We start from the raw sequence: 15144 nt of genomic DNA, 5'->3' as shown, positions 1-15144 counted from the left end.
GCTCAGACATGCTGGCAACCCCCTCCGGCTCAGAAGTGCACCAGCGTGCGCAGACCAAGGACCCAGGCATTCTCGGTCTTGATGCCGGCGGCATTATAGCCGCGCCCGCCGGGATTGATCACGTACTGGGCGTCGAACTTGAGGTTCATCCAGCCAGTCGCCTGCCAGCCGTACCAGGCTTCGATCGGAACTTCGTTTCCGCCCGCATTCAGGGTGAGCGCAGCCGAATTCACGTGGGTCGTACCCACCGCGAAACCGACTTCGTCGTCCGGACGCCAGGAGAACGTTCCGGTGTGCCGGAAGCCCAGGGCGACCTGATAGTCCTGATACGACGTTCGGTGATCGGCGACCGTCGTGTTGAGGAACATGTACCAGCCCTGTGCCTTTGCACCCTCAACGGTCAGCCGCTGCAGGATCGATTCATAGACGCCATAGCGGCCGCGCTGATCGCCCAGATTCTGGTCCGAGACGCCGCCGATGCCCGGGGCGATCGCAATGATACCCGGAAGGCCGCCGTCAATCGTCGACGCGCTGTCATACCAGCCGCCGAAACGCCAGGTCCCGTTCAGGGGACCGCTCGGCGCCCAGACCACCTCGACCGGCACCAGCACGCCGGAGGCCCGGCTCGAGCCGGGGACGCCCGGCAGGAAGTACGTCGCGGAGTCCGACGTCGTCAGATAGTTCGGATTTGCGTCGTAGACGCCGACCGAAAGCTGCCATTCCTTAGTGAAGTTGTAGTGTGCGACACCGGCCCATTGGCTCACCGGCCAGTTGTAGATGTAGCCACCCTGGATGTTGCCGGGCTGGCCGCCGCAGAAGGTCAGGTTGATGAACTCGCACAGGCCGAAGAAGAAGTCGGAACCGACCGGCAGACGGCCGCCCTTGAGTTCAAGGCGGTCATCGAACAGTTTCTGCGAGTAGTAGAGTTCGGTGAGGCGCAGGATATTGCCGCGGCCGAACACTTCGTTGGTCAGCTGCAAGGCCGGAATGCCTGCGTCGTCGTTCAGATTGTGGCCGAAGCGGTCGACCAGCGTAAGGCCGACCAGGCCGCCCTGGATGCCGGCGAGCTTCGCCATGTCGAACTTGGCCTGAAAGAACAGCTGCCCGGCGTTGGCACCGACATTCTTGTTGCCGCCCGACAGATTGCCAACAGCTTCGTCGCCCAGCGTCAGGGCCAGCGAGATACCCCGCTCCTTCAGCTGCGTCCTGCCGAGATCGCCGAACAGATACGGTCTCGTCCAGAAATCATCGGTCTCAGCGTAAGGAATAGGCGGAGCTTTCGTTAAGAGATCGGCCGCATGCGCGCCGCCGCCGAACAAGGATAACAAAGCGATCCCCACGCCGCATGCCCGCGCGGTGTTTACAGACCTATGCAACATTTTCTGCACTCCCAGCGTCCCCGGCTTTGTCCATTTTTGTCTCACGTCCCTGCCCAAAGCCCTTCGGCCTGGAACGTGCCCCGTCAGTGTATCGATCCGTCAACTTGAGATAGAAACTGCGCGCACACCGAAGCCTTTCAAGACGGTGGTGAGGGCCTGTCCGTGGCCCCACCGGGTTCGGCGTGCAGGCCCAACGTGGACGCGAGCGTCGTATGCTTGATCAGTCTTGCGCATTGAACTCTCTTCCCCTTGTTCCTCTACCGAAGTCGCCGCGGCCATATTCCCGATCGTGGTTCTTCGCAGTCGAGTCATGCTTGATCGCCCGCGCTCGTCGGCAACGCCGTCGCGCCGCGCGGAGATGCGTTTTGCAGGATTGTGGTTTCCTTTGATCGCGGTGCCGTGCGGGCGAGCCCGGCGAGCGCCGCCTTGCGTCGCCGACGGGCCTGCAATTGCTGATCCGCCAGCACGCCGATCAGGATCACGGTTCCCATCACCGCGAAGTTCAGGGAGTTCGGAATGCCGAGGATGTTCACGAGGTTTTGCAGCACCTGCAGCAGCGCCGTGCCCAGCACGATGCCGAGAATCGAGCCTTCGCCGCCGCGCAGGCTGCAGCCGCCGAGGACGGCAGCCGCAATCGCATAGAGTTCGTAGAAATTGCCGAAGGAACTCGGAGAGACCGAGTTGGTGTAGAAGACGAACATCACGGTCGAAACGCCGGCGAGGCCGCCGCTGATGACATAGGCGGTCGCGATCACGATATTTGTGTTGATACCGGAGAAGCGCGCCGCTTCCTCGTTTTTGCCCACGGCATAAAGCCAGCGTCCGTAGACCGAACGATGCAGCAGCACGCCGAGGATCAGCGCCAGGATGATCAGGAAGATGAAGGTGTTGGGAATGCCTGCGATATTGCCGGAGGCGATGTTGCCCAGCGTGCTGGCCTCGTCACCATAGCCGAAGCCGCGTGTCGAATCGCTGGTGTAATAGCGCGCGGCGCCGCGATAGATCAGCAACCCGCACAGCGTCACGATGAAGGGCTGCATTTTCAGCCGCGTGATCAGGAAACCCTGGATGCCGCCCAGCGCCAGCCCGCCCATCAGGACCAGCAACAGCGCGATGGGCCAGGGCACCTGATACGTCGTCAGAAGGTCGATGAAGACGACGCCGAGCAGCGCGAACATCGAGCCGAGCGAAAGATCGATGCCTCCGGTGATGATGACGAGACCTTCGCCCAGTGCGAACACACCGAACAGGCCGATCAGATTGGCCATGTTCAGCAAGTTGACGAACGACAGGAACGCCGGATTGATTGCGCCGGTGATGGCGGAGATCACCGCCAGCAGCAAGAACAGGCCGAGTTCCTTCTTCATCATGGCGCAGCGGTCTCCAGGGTTTCGAGCGCCTGGCCGACCGCCAGCCTCAACACGTTGTATTCGCTGAACTGGTCGCGCTCGAGCACGCCGCTGACGCTGCCTTCATGCATCACTGCGACGCGGTCGGAGACGCCGATGACCTCTTCCATGTCGGAGGAGATCATCACGATCGCGACGCCGCGGTCGGCGAGGCTGCGCATCAGCGCGTAGATCTCGCTCTTGGCGCCGACATCGATGCCGCGGGTCGGCTCGTCGAAGAACATCACGCGCGGCTGCATCGAGAGCCACTTGCCCAGCACCACCTTCTGCTGGTTGCCGCCGGAGAGCGTCACGGCTTCGATGTCAAGGCTCGGCGCCTTGATCGACAGGCTCCTGGCCTGGTCTTTTGCGATTCTGCGTTCGGCCGCGCCGTTGACCAGCCACATCCGCGCATGATCCAGCAGGCTCGCGAGCGTCACGTTCTCCCGGATCGGCAGCTCCAGCACCAGCCCGGACTTCTTGCGGTCCTCCGGCACCAGATAGATTCCCTGCCGGATCGCATCGCGCGGCGAGGCGACACCGACCGGTTCGTTGTCGATCCTGATCTCGCCCGCCAGCAGCGGGTCAACGCCGAACACCGCGCGGGCAAGGGAGGTGCGGCCGGCGCCGACGAGTCCGGCGAGGCCGAGGATCTCGCCGCGCCGCACGGAAAGGTCGATCTGCCGGTCGGGAAAGGCGGTCGTCACGACGCCGGCGATATCGCAGCCGCCCGGCTGCGGCGAGCGTGCCGGCGGCGTATACAGCGCCTTCAGGTCGCGGCCGATCATCAGCCGGATCATCGCGGCATGGCTCAGTTCGTCGCGCGCCAGCTCGCCCACGGTGCGCCCGTCGCGCAGCACCACGACGCGATCGGCGCAGCTCATGATCTCGCTGAGCCGGTGCGAGATGTAGATCACCGAGATGCCGTGCGCCTTCAGGTCGGCGATCACCTCGAGCAACCGCTCCGTCTCCGAAATCGTCAGGCTGGAGGTCGGCTCGTCCATGATGATCACGCGGGCATCGATCGAGAGCGCCTTGGCGATCTCCACCATCTGACGCTCCGCGATCGACAGATTGTCGACCAGCGTGTTTGGCGCGAAATCGGCGCCCAGCCGTTGCAGCAGCGGCGTCACGCGGGCGCGCATCTCCGCGTTGTCCACCAGCTTCAGCGGCCCGCCGGCGAGCTTCTCGCGCCCGATGAAGACATTGGCCGCGACGTCGAGATTCTCGAACAGGTTCAGCTCCTGGTGCACAAAGGCGATTCCGGCAAGGGTCGCCTCGTTCACCGTCATCCTTGCGTGGTCGTTGCCGCCGATGCGGATCACGCCCGCGCTCGGCGCGATCACGCCGGCCAGCACGCGCATCAGCGTCGACTTGCCGGCGCCGTTCTCGCCGATCAGGCCCAGCACCTCGCCGCGGCAGACGCGCAGATTGACGTCGTCGAGCGCCCTGACTCCGGGATAGGTCTTGCTGATTCCGCTGAGTTCGAGCAGCGTCTCCGCCATTCGACATGTCCTCCTGCAGCCCGCCCGGCGGCCTGTGGCGGCCGGGCGGTGAAGCCGACTGAAGTTACTTTTTCAGCAGTTCCTTCAATTGCCCGGCGAACTCCGCGACGTTGGTCTTGCTGATCACCTTGGTCGGCACGATCAGCTTGCTGTCCTTCGGAATCCAGGATTTGTCGCCGGTCAGCGTCTTGATGATGTTGGTGGCGGAGAGGTAGCCGAACTCGTAGGGCTGCTGCACGACCGTGGATTCGATCGTGCCGTCGGAAATGCCCCGCAGCGTCCGCTGGTCCTCGTCGAAGCCGACGATCTTCACCTTGCCGGCCTTGCCCGCGGCCTTCACCGCATCATAGATCAGCGGGGTCTCGTAGCTCCACAGGCCGGAGAGCAGTGCGATGTCGGGATATTTGACGAGCACGTTCTCCATATTCGCCTTGGCCTTGGCAAAGTCCACCTGGTCGGTGAACACGTCGACCAGCTCGACCTTGGTGCCGGCGATCGATTCCTTGATGCCCTGTACGCGCTCGCGGGCGTTGTCGGCGTCCATCGTTCCGACGAACAGCGCGATCTTGCCGCCGTTCGGCAGTGCCTTCTTGATCTCCTCGCCGGCCTGCCGCCCAGCCGCGACGTTGTCGGTGCCGATATAGGCGAGACGGTTGCTCTGCGGCGCGTCGCTGTCCGTCGTGATCAGCACGGTCTTGGCCGCGACCTTGTTGAGTTCTTCGGTTGCATGCGGCGCATCGTCGACCGAGATCGAGATGCCGGCGACGCCGCGCACCAAGAGGTCGTCCAACTCGCGCCGCTGGCCAGCCGCGGTGCCTTCGTTGGTGACGATCAGCTCGATATTGTATTCCGGGTGCTCCTTCTGCGCCTTCTCGAGCCCGCGGCCCGCGATGGTCCAGAAGTCGGCCGCGACATTGGTCACCAGCGCGATGGTCTTTTTCTGCTGTGCCTGTGCTATCCCTGTGGCCATCGCGAGCGCGGCCGCGCCCGCCAACAGCGGCACGATCAATCTTCTCATTGAGTCATTCATATGCACCTCCCTGACGACACCCCAGCTGAGGGGTTTTCACGCTCGGCGCTTTTCACGCCTTATTTTATTCACGTAACTAATAAATTAGCGCGGCAAAATGTCCAGTCAAGGATGTTGTTGCCCGTATCTTCAAGCAATAATAGTGTTGTTGTGATGTATTGTTGCCACAACCGGCGCCTTTTGACCATTATATGAGTTACTCGCGTTGAATAACTTCATTAAGCGAATTAAAAAAGCCGATATGAATGAACAGCCCGAACCGCTGAGACGCGCTTCGAGTTTGGCCCGCGGATCGAACCGCGGCCGGCTCGTCGAAGTCTTGCGGCGTCAGGGGCCATTGCCGCGCGTCGAGCTCGCACGCAGCACGGGGCTGAGCTTCCCGGCCATATCGGCCATCACGTCGAAACTGATGGCGGAAGACCTGCTGTGCGAAGCAGTGACAGAGACGGCGACGGTGTGGCCCGACGATACCGACGAAGAGGATACGGACGGCCTGAACGGCCGCCGCCGCGGCCGGCCGGCGGTCTTGCTGACCCTGAACCCCGAGTTTGGCCGCATCATTGCGGTCTCGCTGCGCATGAATCTGATTGAGACATTGATCGCCGATTTCAGCGGCTCTGCCCTGGCGCAGTCGCGACTTGAGCTGACGACACGCGCGCTCGATGCAGCCGCGTTGTGCGATCTCGTGATCGCGCAGATCGACGCCATGATTGATGCGACGGCCACGCCGCGAGATCGGCTATTGGGAATCGGGGTTGCGTTGCAGGGCATCGTTGACTCCGACACCGGCCGGCATCTGTGGAGCCCGGCGCTGTCGATCACCGATGTCGATCTGGCGACGCCGGTTCGCCAGGCATTCGGCGTCGAAGTCGTGATGGCGAACGATGCGGTTGCGGTTGCGCTGGCCCTCGCAGCCGCTGAGCCGGCGCTGGCGCAGGGCCTCACGGCCACGATCATGGTGGGCCACGGCGTCGGCATGGGCGTCGTTGTCGACGGTGAAGCGCGCGACGGTGCCGGCGCAGGCAGTGAGATCGGCCATGTCAAGCTAGCGCCGAACGGTCCGCAATGCCGTTGCGGTCAGCGTGGCTGCATCGAGGCCCATCTCGCCGACTATGCGCTCTACCGCGACGCGCGTACCTTTCTCGACCTGCCGCCGGCGGTGTCGCAGCAGCCGTCCGAGGCGCAGATGGCTCTGCTGCGCGCGCGGGCGCGCGCCGGCGATCCCCGTCTCGAGCAGTTATTCCGGCAGGCAGGCCACGCGCTTGCCGATGCGGTCGCCACGACGATATCGGTGCTGCGCCCGCATCACATCATCCTCGCGGGTCCAGGCCTGCAGGCATTCGACATGATGCGCAGTGCCTATGAGGAGCGGCTCGACCGGGCAGTGTTGCCGTGGCTGCTCAAGTCTACCGCGATCCATGTGCGTCCAAGCGAGTCGGCGACGATTGTCGACGGCATGGTCCGGCGGACGCTGCGGGTCGTGGACCGAAACCACATGGAGACGACCGAGTGAACCTCGGGAGCCGTGGCTCTTGGCTGCAGCCGCAGCAACGCAACCGACGCGCTTCAGGCGCCAAAGCGAGAGAATGCCAATGCAGGGTGCCATCTATCCAAGCCTCAAGGACCGGACCGTCCTGGTAACCGGTGGCGGTTCCGGCATCGGCGAGGCCATCGTCCGCCAGTTTATCAGCCAGGGCGCGCGGGTCGGATTCATCGATATCGATGTGACGTCCTCGGAGCAGCTGCTGTCCGATTTGGGAGCGCATGCCCGCGTGCACTTCGAGCACGCCGACCTGCGCGACATCGCCGCACTGCGACGCGCGGTTGCCGGCATCCGTGAGGCGCTCGGGCCGATCACCATCCTGGTCAACAACGCGGCCCGCGACGACCGTCACGCGATCGAGGACGTGACGCCGGAATTCTGGGATGAGCGGATCGCCGTCAACCTGAAGCATCAGTTCTTCAGCGCCCAAGCGGTCGCACCCGACATGAAACAGGCGGGGGGCGGTTCGATCGTCAACATCGGCTCGGTGAGTTGGGTGATCGGTCAGGGCAACATGCCCTGCTACACCACGGCCAAATCAGCGGTTCAGGGCCTCACCCGGGCGCTGGCCCGCGATCTCGGGCCGCACAACGTGCGGGTCAACTCCGTCCTGCCCGGGTGGATCATGACCCGGCGGCAGCAGGATCTGTGGTTGACGCCCGAAGGTGTGGCCGAGCTGATGCAGCGCCAATGCCTCAAGCGCAAGCTCGTGCCCGACGACATCGCCCGCGTTGTCCTCTTTTTCGCCGCCGACGACAGCGGCGCCTGCACCAACCAGAGCCACATCGTCGACGGTGGCTGGGTCTAGCGACACGGCCGACTGCGTTGACGAGCTGGACGGACCCGCGGTGAGCCTGAGGCGCGCGGCGAAGCTGTGCTCCCGTGTGATTGCGGGAATGGCCTGCCGCGAGCGCGTTGCTATGTATTGGCAGATGTCTGATGCGAACGTATCAGATTGTCGGCCCACATATCGGCAATGTGGGGAAGGGTCAGATCCTGCTTGCGATCGAGCAGGAGTTCGAGCACGCGTGGCGGGGTCAAAGGAAGCGCCTGGATGCGTTTGCCCGTGGCGTTGGCAACCGCGCATGCGACGGCCGCTCCGACATTCAGGATCGGCACCTCGCCGGCACCCTTGGTGCCGAGCGGCCCGATTGACGGCGCACCCTCGTAGAGGCTGATCTCCACCGGCACGACATCGAGCGCCAGCGGCACGCGATAGGTCTCGAAACCATTCTGGCATACGCGACCGTTGCTGCCGATCGTGACTTCCTCGTGCAACGCATAACCCAGCCCCTGCACGACACCGCCCTGGATCTGGCCCTGGATGGCGCGCGGGTTCAGCGCGCGGCCGACATCCTGCACCACGCGATAGCTGAGCACCTCGACATGTCCGGTTTCCGGATCGACGGCGACCTCGCAGTCGTGGACCGCGAACACGGGGATGTCGATCGCGTCGATGAAATGTCCGGCGACGCAGCCGGGCATCGCCGGCACGCCGGCGCCGGTGAACGCGCCGGTGCCGGACACCGGGCCAGCCAGCGCCTGGGCGCGGGTCGCGACCTCCGCGACCGTACGGCCGGAGCCTGGTGCGCCGGCGATCTCGATCCGCCCGTCGCGCATCACGAGATCATCGGGCGCAGCCTCAATCATCTCGGAGGCGACCTTCAAGAGCTTCGTGCGCACCTCCTGCGCTGCCGACAGGCTGGCCGCACCGAGCGAAACGGTGGTTCGGCCGCCGCCGACGCCGACATCATAACCGGCCGCATCGGTATCGGCCGCGCGAACGATCACATGCTCGGGTGCAATGCCGAGCGTGCTGGCCACGATCTGCGGCAGGCTCTGCATCATCGAGCCGGATCCAATCTCCACACCGGACGTGACCAGTGTCACCGTGCCGTCGGCATTCATGTTCACCGTCGCGGCCGACGGGCCGACGAAAACGAACCAGGTGCCGACGGTGGTCGCGCGTCCATAGAGCCGGCCGTCGCTACGCGCCGGCGGCGGCGCTGCCGCTTCGCGCAGCGTATCCATCCGCTCGAGCATCGGGCCGAGCACGTCGCCTTCGAACACCTGGCCGGTGGCGCCGAGATCCTTGTCGCCGAGCACGTTGCGGCGGCGGAAGGCAAGCGGATCCATTCCGATCCTCGCCGCGATTTCGTCGGTGTGCCGCTCGAGCGCAAAGGTGTTGTAGACCCCGTTGCAGCAGCGGAACGCGCCGTTCGGCGCGGTGTTGGTATAGACCGCGCGCGAGACCATGCGGACGCTTCCAAGCCTGTAGTTTCCGCCGAGCGTGTGCGCGGTCATGGTGGTCAGGAAGATCTGTTCGCCGCCATAGGCGCCGCAGTCCATCAGGACGACCGCCTCGCGCCCCACGATATCTCCCGCGCGCGTCACCGCCGAGCGAATGCGGATATCGGCGTTCTCGCGGAACAGGCAGGTCAGCATCTCCTCCTCGCGCGAATTGACGAGGCGCACCGGCCGGCCGCTGGCGCGGGCGAGCAGGGCGGCGAAGGGTTCAACGGCCAGATCGAACTTCAGACCGAAGCCGCCGCCGACCGGCGGCACCGTGACGCGGACCTGCGACGCCGGCACGCCCAGCAGGCGCGCGGTCGCATTGCGGACGCTCCAGGGAACTTGCGTCGACGTCTCGAGGTGGAAGCGCCCGTCCTCATAGCTCGCGACGACCGCGCGCGGCTCGAACGCCACGTGGTTCTGCCGGCCGACGCGAAAGCAGCTTTCGACGATCTCGACGTCGGGCCGGGCAAAGGCGGCATCGACGTCGCCGCGAACGACGGTCGCCTCCCAGGCGACGTTGCCGCCACGGGCGCTGCCTTCGAGCAACACCTCATAGCTGCGCCAATTCGGATGAACCAATGGCGCATCCGATACCAGCGCGTCCGCCATGGTCAAGACTGCGGGGAACGGCTCGATCTCCACGTCGATCGCGGCGAGCGCGGCCTGCGCCTGCGCCAATGTGGCGGCTGCGACCGCGGCGAGCGGTTCGCCGTCGTAGCGGATGACGTCGCGGGCGAAGAGCGGGTGATCGGCGATGCCGATCCCGATCATGCCGGGCGCATCGGCTGCCGTCACGATCGCACGGACGCCCGGCATGCGGGCCGCTCTGGATGTATCGAGCCGAATGATCCGCCCCGCCGGCACACTGGCGCGCAGCACCGCGGCATGCAGCATGCCCGGCAGATAACGGTCGATGGTGTAGCGCGTGCGGCCACGCAGCTTGTCGGCGGCGTCACGCCGGCGCAAATCCATCGTTGCGGAAACGTCTGACATGCTTGCGCCCCCGATCATGCCGTGGCCAAGGCGAGCAGTGTCGCCTCGACGATGCGCTCATAGCCCGTGCAGCGGCAGATATTTCCGGTCAGCGCCGCCCGGATATCGTCGCGGGTGGCATCCGGCCGGGTCGTCAGGAAATGTGTCAGGCTCACCACCATGCCGGGAAAGCACATGCCGCACTGGACGGCATCGCTGGCCTCGAGCGCAGCCTGGATGCGGTTCAGCATACCCAGAGGTGCAAGGCCTTCGACGGTGCGGATCTCCCGGCCATCGGCCAGCGCAGCGGGCAGCAGGCAAGAAGGCGTGGGCTCGCCGTCGACCAGCACCATGCAGGCGCCACAAAAGCCCTCGCGGCAGACAGGCTTCGCGCCGGTCAGATGCATCTCTTCGCGCAGGATATCGACCAGTGGGGTGGCAGGATCGGCCGCAGAGGAGAGACGATCACCGTTGACGGTCAGGTTGAATCTCATGTCATCTCCGCGCGTTCATGAGCCAAGTGCAGCGATCGCGGCGCGGCGGACGAGGCCGGGCAGCACGCTGACGCGATACCAGGCCGGCGCATCGACGCTGTCGCGGCCGACGAACTCGTCGCTCAGTTCGGCCGCACGACGCGCCGCCGCTGCGGCGTCGAGTGGATGTCCGATCAGTGCCGCTTCAAGGCGCGGCCAGCGGCGCGCGCTCGGTTCGACCGATCCGACCGCGATCCGCGCCGCCTGGACACGGTTCGCCGCATCGACGCTGACCGAAAGACTGACGATGGCGACCGGATAGTCGCCGGCTCGACGCAGCGGCAGGCGGGCATGGGCCGTCTTGCGCTCCGCCCGAGGCACGATGATCCGTGTCACCAGGCGGCCGGGCGCGAGCGTTGAGCGGACCGCGAGAAAATCCGCCAGGCCGATGCGCTCGCGACCGTCGCGGCCCGAGATCTCGACATCGGTATCGAGACAGAGCAGCGCCGGAACGCAATCCGCCGCGGCGAATTCCGACGTCGCGAGATTGCCGCCGATCGTCGCCATCGCGCAGATCGCGGGGTTGGCGGAGCCTCCGGCGGCTGCTGCGAGGCCGGCAAATTCCGGAAGGTCGGCCAAAGCCGCTGCAAGCGCCGCGTGCGTGACCGCCGCGCCGATCTCGATGGCATCGCCGCCGATCCGGACTGCGGTCAGCTCGGCGATCCTTCCTATGGCGACAAAGTGGCTCTTGAGCGGCTCGTGCCGGATCGGCGATCGCATGATCCATGTGCCGCCGGCCAAGGGAGCGCCCGCCGCACCGTATTCGCTCAACGCATCGAGTGCGGCGGCGAGCGAGGGCGCGACATAGATCGATGCCGGCGCATCGCGCGCTGAGACCGGGCCGTTCTGGATGGGAGAGCCTGACATCATTGGCGCCGCTCCTGCCGCAGGCGATCCAGCAGCACGCCGATGATGACGATCGCGCCGAGCACGACCATCTGGACGTACCCGTCGATCCGGGTGAGGTTCATGCCGTTGGAGAGAATGGTGATGAACAGGGCGCCGAGCACGGCGGTGCCGACGCCGCCGCGCCCGCCTGTCAGGCTCGTTCCGCCGACCACGGCGCCGGCAATCGCCTGCAGCGAGAGCGCGCCGCCGAGGTTCGGCTCACCCGATCCGGTTCGCGCCGTCATCATGATCGCACCGAGCGCGGCAAGTCCCGAGCACAGCACATAGGTCGCGACCAGGATGCGCTTGACCGGCAGGCCGGCGACCGCCGCGGCACGCGGGTTGGTGCCGATCAGATAGAGCGACCGGCCGAACACGGTGCGCGCCAGCAGCAGATGAAGCGCGATGCCGACCGCGAGGGTGATCACAATCGCCGCCGGCACGCCGAAGATGCTGCCGCTGTAGAAGATCTGCGAGAACGGCGCCGGCACGCCTTGCACCGGCCGCCCGGCCGAAAGCGTGGTCGCAATCCCGATCGCGATATTGTAGCTGCCCAGCGTCGCGACAAAAGGATTGACCCCAAGCAGCGCGACGACCACGCCGTTGAAGAGACCGCACGCGATGCCGAGGGCGAAGCCGGCGCCGAGCCCGGCGAGCAGCACGGCGCCCGCGCCGTGACCGGACGCCGTGGCGCCGGCCATCGCGAGCGCGCTGCCGACGCTGACCATCGACACCGTCGGGCCAAGTGCAAGGTCGAAGCCGCGCGTCAGGATGACCACGGTCTGCGCCATCGCGAACAGCGCCAGATAGCTGGTCTGCTGTGCGATGTTGAGCAGATTGGCCGGCGACAGCACCCCGCGGTCGACCGCGGCGAAGCCGAGCAGCAGCACCGCCAATGCGACCGGCAAGACCGCGCTCCAGAGCCGGCGGCCGAGCGTCAGCTTCGGCCGGTCGGTGTCCTTGGCGGCAACGGTCAATTCGAGATCAGACACGCGGCTTGCTCCGTCGGCTGAGTTCGTCGAGCGCCACGGCTGCGACCATGATGACGCCGAGGAAGACCGGCTGAAGCCGCGAGTCGACGTGCAGGAGGTTGAGTGCGTTGCCAAGGATGGTCAGGAACAGCGCGCTGATGGCGACGATCTCGATGCGCCCGACGCCACCGCGCAAGCTGACGCCGCCGATGACGGCGGCGGCGATCGACTGCAGCATCATCCGGTCGCCGCCAAAGCTTGCCTGGCCGGAGCCGACCTGTGCCGTCAGCAGAATGCCGGTCAATGCCGCAAGGACGCTCGAGACGACGTAGGTGCCCACGATATGGCGCTGGATCGTCACGCCCGACACCACGGCGGCGTCGACATTGCCGCCGATCGCGTAGACGTAGCGGCCGAACAGCGTGCGCCGCTGTGCAAACACCATCACCAGGATCACGATCAGCGCGACGTGGGCGGCGGTCGGCAGACCGAATGCCTGGGCGCGTCCGAAGCCTTTCACGAATATCTCCGGCATGCCGTAAACGGGGATGCCGTTGGTGATCATGAGGCCGACGCCGGCAGTGGCGGACATCGTGCCCAGCGTCACCACGAAGCCGGAGACCTTGAGCCTTGCCACGCAGAAGCCGTTGACGAGCCCGACCGCGACGCCGCAACCGAGCCCGGCCGCGACCCCGCTTGCGATGATGAGGACGTTGGAGCCCGGAAACACGGCCGCGGTGGCAGCCATGGTCTTGGCGGTGACAACGCTCGCCAGGGCGACCACCGCACCGACCGAAAGATCGAAGCCGCCCGCGATGATGACCAGTGCCTGGCCGCAGGCGACGATCGCCAGCAGCGAGGCGTTGCGCAGGATGTTGAGGACGTTGATGATGCCGTAGAACTGCGCATCGACCGCCGACATGCCGGCCACGAGCACCACAAGCAGCGCCGGCAGCAACCCGATACGGCCCGCGATCGACCGGAGGCTGACCAAGCCCCGTGGCGCTGCGACGACCAGGGCCGTGTTCATGCGACCTCCGCGGCGAGATGATCGCGGAAGAAGCTCGAAAGCACATTCTGCTCGGTCTTCTCGGCGCCCGTGAGCTCGGCGGCGATGCGGCCCTGATGCATGACATAGAGCCGGTTCGACAGCGCCAGCACCTCGGGCAGTTCGGACGACACCACGATCACGGCAGCGCCAGCCTCGACGAGACGCTTCATGAACTCGTAGACCTCGAGCTTGGCGCCGACGTCGATGCCGACGCTCGGCTCGTCGAACAGGAACACAGTCAGCTCGCGCGTCAGCGCGCGTCCCAGCATCACCTTCTGACGGTTGCCGCCCGACAGCGCGCCGGCGCTCCGTTCGATGTTCGGCGGCCTCAGCTGCAGCTGCTCCATGATGCCCGCGATCGTCACGCGTTCGGCGGCCTGCCGTAAGACGCCGAAGCGGACGAAGGCGGGCAGGTCGAGCCCGGTCATCGATGCGTTCTCGCGGATCGGACGGGACAGCGCGAGCCCCTCGGCGATCCGGTTGGCGGGGAAGTAGGCGACGCCGCGCTTGAGGCTTCGTCTTGGGGTTGGAAATTCGTACGGCGCGCCGTCGATCCGGATCGCGCCCGTCGGCGCGCGCTCGATGCCGTAGATTGCGCGGATCAGCTCCGACTTGCCGCAGCCGACGAGGCCCGCGATGCCGGTGATCTCGCCGGCCCGGGCATGGAAATCGACCTCCCGGACGCTGCCGTCGGCGAGCGTCAGGTTTTCGACGTCGACCATCACCTTGCCCGGCCGGTGGTCGATGGTGGGAAACAGCAGGTCGATCGTCCGGCCGGTCATCAGTTCGACCAGCTCGCCGTCCGTCGACCTTGCGGCGTCGAGGGTCCGGATGTGACGGCCGTCGCGTAGCACCGTCACACGGTCGGCAAGGGCGCGGATTTCACGCATGCGATGCGAGACGTAGATCAGTCCGACATTCTGGCTCTTCAGGCGCGCGATCAGCTCGAACAACCGCCCGGTTTCGCGTTCGGTCAACGACGCGGTCGGCTCGTCGAGGATCAGAAGGCGGACGCGGCCGAGCAGGGCCTTGGCGATCTCGGCCATCTGCTGATGCGCGCGGGACAGATCGTCGATCCGTTGCGCGGGGTTGAGGTCGAAGCCGAGCTCGTCGATCAGCGCCCTGGCCCGCTTGCGCATCTCGCGTGCACACAGCATTCCGCCGCGCGTGACCTCGCGGCCGAGGAACAGGTTCTCTTCCACGGTGAGGCTCGGGATCAGCGAGAACTCCTGGAACACCGGACTGATGCCGATCTCTCGCGCACGCTGCGGCGTCAGATGCCGGATCTCTTCGCCGCCGAAATGGAACGTGCCTTCGTCGGGGGGAAACGTACCGGATACGACACTGATCAGGGTCGACTTGCCGGCGCCGTTCTCGCCGAACAGGACGTGAAGCTCGCCGGCACGGACATCGAGGTCGACGCGGTCGAGCGCACGGACGCCGGTGAATCGCTTCGATATCCCCCGCAACTGAAGCAAGGGCTCGGCCGGCCTCGGGTCGATCTCGACGTTCATCCGCTTCTCCGTGAGCCAGCAGGCGGGAGCACGGCTCCCGCCTCGACCGTTCAGGCCGGCTTACTCGGCCATGCT

At 65.8% G+C, this 15144-nt stretch carries 12 protein-coding genes; 2 read left to right on the top strand and 10 right to left on the bottom strand.

Going from position 1 to position 15144, the window contains the following annotated elements; all coding sequences use genetic code 11:
• Positions 1–29 precede the first annotated feature (29 nt).
• The 4 genes from AAFG13_RS19800 to AAFG13_RS19785 all read right to left on the bottom strand — a co-directional run bounded on the left by AAFG13_RS19800 (position 30) and on the right by AAFG13_RS19785 (position 5302).
• A complete protein-coding gene (locus AAFG13_RS19800; protein ID WP_342713072.1) occupies positions 30–1379 on the bottom strand; it encodes a carbohydrate porin in 1350 nt (449 codons plus the stop codon).
• A gap of 308 nt (positions 1380–1687) precedes the next feature.
• Positions 1688–2749, bottom strand: a complete 1062-nt coding sequence (locus tag AAFG13_RS19795) for an ABC transporter permease (protein WP_342713071.1) — start codon at positions 2747–2749, stop codon at positions 1688–1690.
• Entirely contained in the window at positions 2746–4272 is a 1527-nt protein-coding gene (locus tag AAFG13_RS19790) for a sugar ABC transporter ATP-binding protein (protein ID WP_342713070.1), read from the bottom strand. Before AAFG13_RS19790 ends, AAFG13_RS19795 begins: the two co-directional genes overlap by 4 nt.
• 64 nt (positions 4273–4336) lie before the next feature.
• Positions 4337–5302 (bottom strand): sugar-binding protein, encoded by a 966-nt coding sequence (locus AAFG13_RS19785; protein ID WP_212315861.1) that lies wholly within the window; start codon positions 5300–5302, stop codon positions 4337–4339.
• A 241-nt stretch (positions 5303–5543) separates the two neighbouring features.
• Here AAFG13_RS19785 and AAFG13_RS19780 point away from each other — a divergent pair, with 241 nt between their 5' ends.
• Together AAFG13_RS19780 and AAFG13_RS19775 are read left to right on the top strand one after the other, a co-directional pair.
• A complete protein-coding gene (locus AAFG13_RS19780; protein WP_342713068.1) occupies positions 5544–6815 on the top strand; it encodes an ROK family protein in 1272 nt (423 codons plus the stop codon).
• Positions 6816–6894: 79 nt separating this feature from the next.
• Positions 6895–7653, top strand: coding sequence for an SDR family oxidoreductase (locus AAFG13_RS19775; RefSeq protein ID WP_212315856.1), 759 nt, complete (start codon positions 6895–6897; stop codon positions 7651–7653).
• A gap of 110 nt (positions 7654–7763) precedes the next feature.
• Here AAFG13_RS19775 and AAFG13_RS19770 read toward each other — a convergent pair whose 3' ends face one another.
• From AAFG13_RS19770 to AAFG13_RS19745, 6 genes are read right to left on the bottom strand one after another with little or no spacing between them, the layout of a single operon-like run.
• The gene (locus tag AAFG13_RS19770) at positions 7764–10133 is read right to left on the bottom strand and encodes a xanthine dehydrogenase family protein molybdopterin-binding subunit (protein WP_342713067.1); all 2370 of its coding nucleotides are present in this window, start codon (positions 10131–10133) and stop codon (positions 7764–7766) included.
• Positions 10134–10147: 14 nt separating this feature from the next.
• Positions 10148–10606 (bottom strand): (2Fe-2S)-binding protein, encoded by a 459-nt coding sequence (locus tag AAFG13_RS19765; RefSeq protein WP_342713066.1) that lies wholly within the window; start codon positions 10604–10606, stop codon positions 10148–10150.
• A gap of 15 nt (positions 10607–10621) precedes the next feature.
• Complete coding sequence (locus AAFG13_RS19760; RefSeq protein ID WP_342713065.1) at positions 10622–11512, bottom strand: FAD binding domain-containing protein; 891 nt, start codon at positions 11510–11512, stop codon at positions 10622–10624.
• Positions 11512–12525 carry an ABC transporter permease gene (locus tag AAFG13_RS19755; protein ID WP_212315851.1) on the bottom strand — a complete coding sequence of 338 codons (1014 nt, stop codon included), beginning with the start codon at positions 12523–12525 and terminating at the stop codon, positions 11512–11514. The genes AAFG13_RS19760 and AAFG13_RS19755 overlap by 1 nt, the downstream gene beginning before the upstream one ends.
• On the bottom strand, positions 12518–13534 hold the full coding sequence (locus AAFG13_RS19750; RefSeq protein WP_342713064.1) for an ABC transporter permease: 1017 nt from the start codon (positions 13532–13534) through the stop codon (positions 12518–12520). Before AAFG13_RS19750 ends, AAFG13_RS19755 begins: the two co-directional genes overlap by 8 nt.
• The gene (locus AAFG13_RS19745) at positions 13531–15069 is read right to left on the bottom strand and encodes a sugar ABC transporter ATP-binding protein (protein WP_342713063.1); all 1539 of its coding nucleotides are present in this window, start codon (positions 15067–15069) and stop codon (positions 13531–13533) included. The genes AAFG13_RS19750 and AAFG13_RS19745 overlap by 4 nt, the downstream gene beginning before the upstream one ends.
• Positions 15070–15144: the final 75 nt, after the last annotated feature.

The organism is Bradyrhizobium sp. B124, from assembly GCF_038967635.1.
In the GTDB taxonomy this organism is placed as follows: Bacteria; Pseudomonadota; Alphaproteobacteria; order Rhizobiales; family Xanthobacteraceae; genus Bradyrhizobium.
The sequence above is the reverse complement of the archived record's forward strand: the minus strand, read 5'-3'. Positions and strand labels throughout refer to the sequence as shown.

Bases quoted from the DNA above. Each gene is read 5' to 3' on its own strand.
- AAFG13_RS19800 (WP_342713072.1), bottom strand. From the start codon at position 1,379: ATGTTGCATAGGTCTGTAAACACCGCGCGGGCATGCGGCGTGGGGATC.
- AAFG13_RS19795 (WP_342713071.1), bottom strand. From the start codon at position 2,749: ATGATGAAGAAGGAACTCGGCCTGTTCTTGCTGCTGGCGGTGATCTCC.
- AAFG13_RS19790 (WP_342713070.1), bottom strand. From the start codon at position 4,272: ATGGCGGAGACGCTGCTCGAACTCAGCGGAATCAGCAAGACCTATCCC.
- AAFG13_RS19785 (WP_212315861.1), bottom strand. From the start codon at position 5,302: ATGAATGACTCAATGAGAAGATTGATCGTGCCGCTGTTGGCGGGCGCG.
- AAFG13_RS19780 (WP_342713068.1), top strand. From the start codon at position 5,544: ATGAATGAACAGCCCGAACCGCTGAGACGCGCTTCGAGTTTGGCCCGC.
- AAFG13_RS19775 (WP_212315856.1), top strand. From the start codon at position 6,895: ATGCAGGGTGCCATCTATCCAAGCCTCAAGGACCGGACCGTCCTGGTA.
- AAFG13_RS19770 (WP_342713067.1), bottom strand. From the start codon at position 10,133: ATGTCAGACGTTTCCGCAACGATGGATTTGCGCCGGCGTGACGCCGCC.
- AAFG13_RS19765 (WP_342713066.1), bottom strand. From the start codon at position 10,606: ATGAGATTCAACCTGACCGTCAACGGTGATCGTCTCTCCTCTGCGGCC.
- AAFG13_RS19760 (WP_342713065.1), bottom strand. From the start codon at position 11,512: ATGTCAGGCTCTCCCATCCAGAACGGCCCGGTCTCAGCGCGCGATGCG.
- AAFG13_RS19750 (WP_342713064.1), bottom strand. From the start codon at position 13,534: ATGAACACGGCCCTGGTCGTCGCAGCGCCACGGGGCTTGGTCAGCCTC.
- AAFG13_RS19745 (WP_342713063.1), bottom strand. From the start codon at position 15,069: ATGAACGTCGAGATCGACCCGAGGCCGGCCGAGCCCTTGCTTCAGTTG.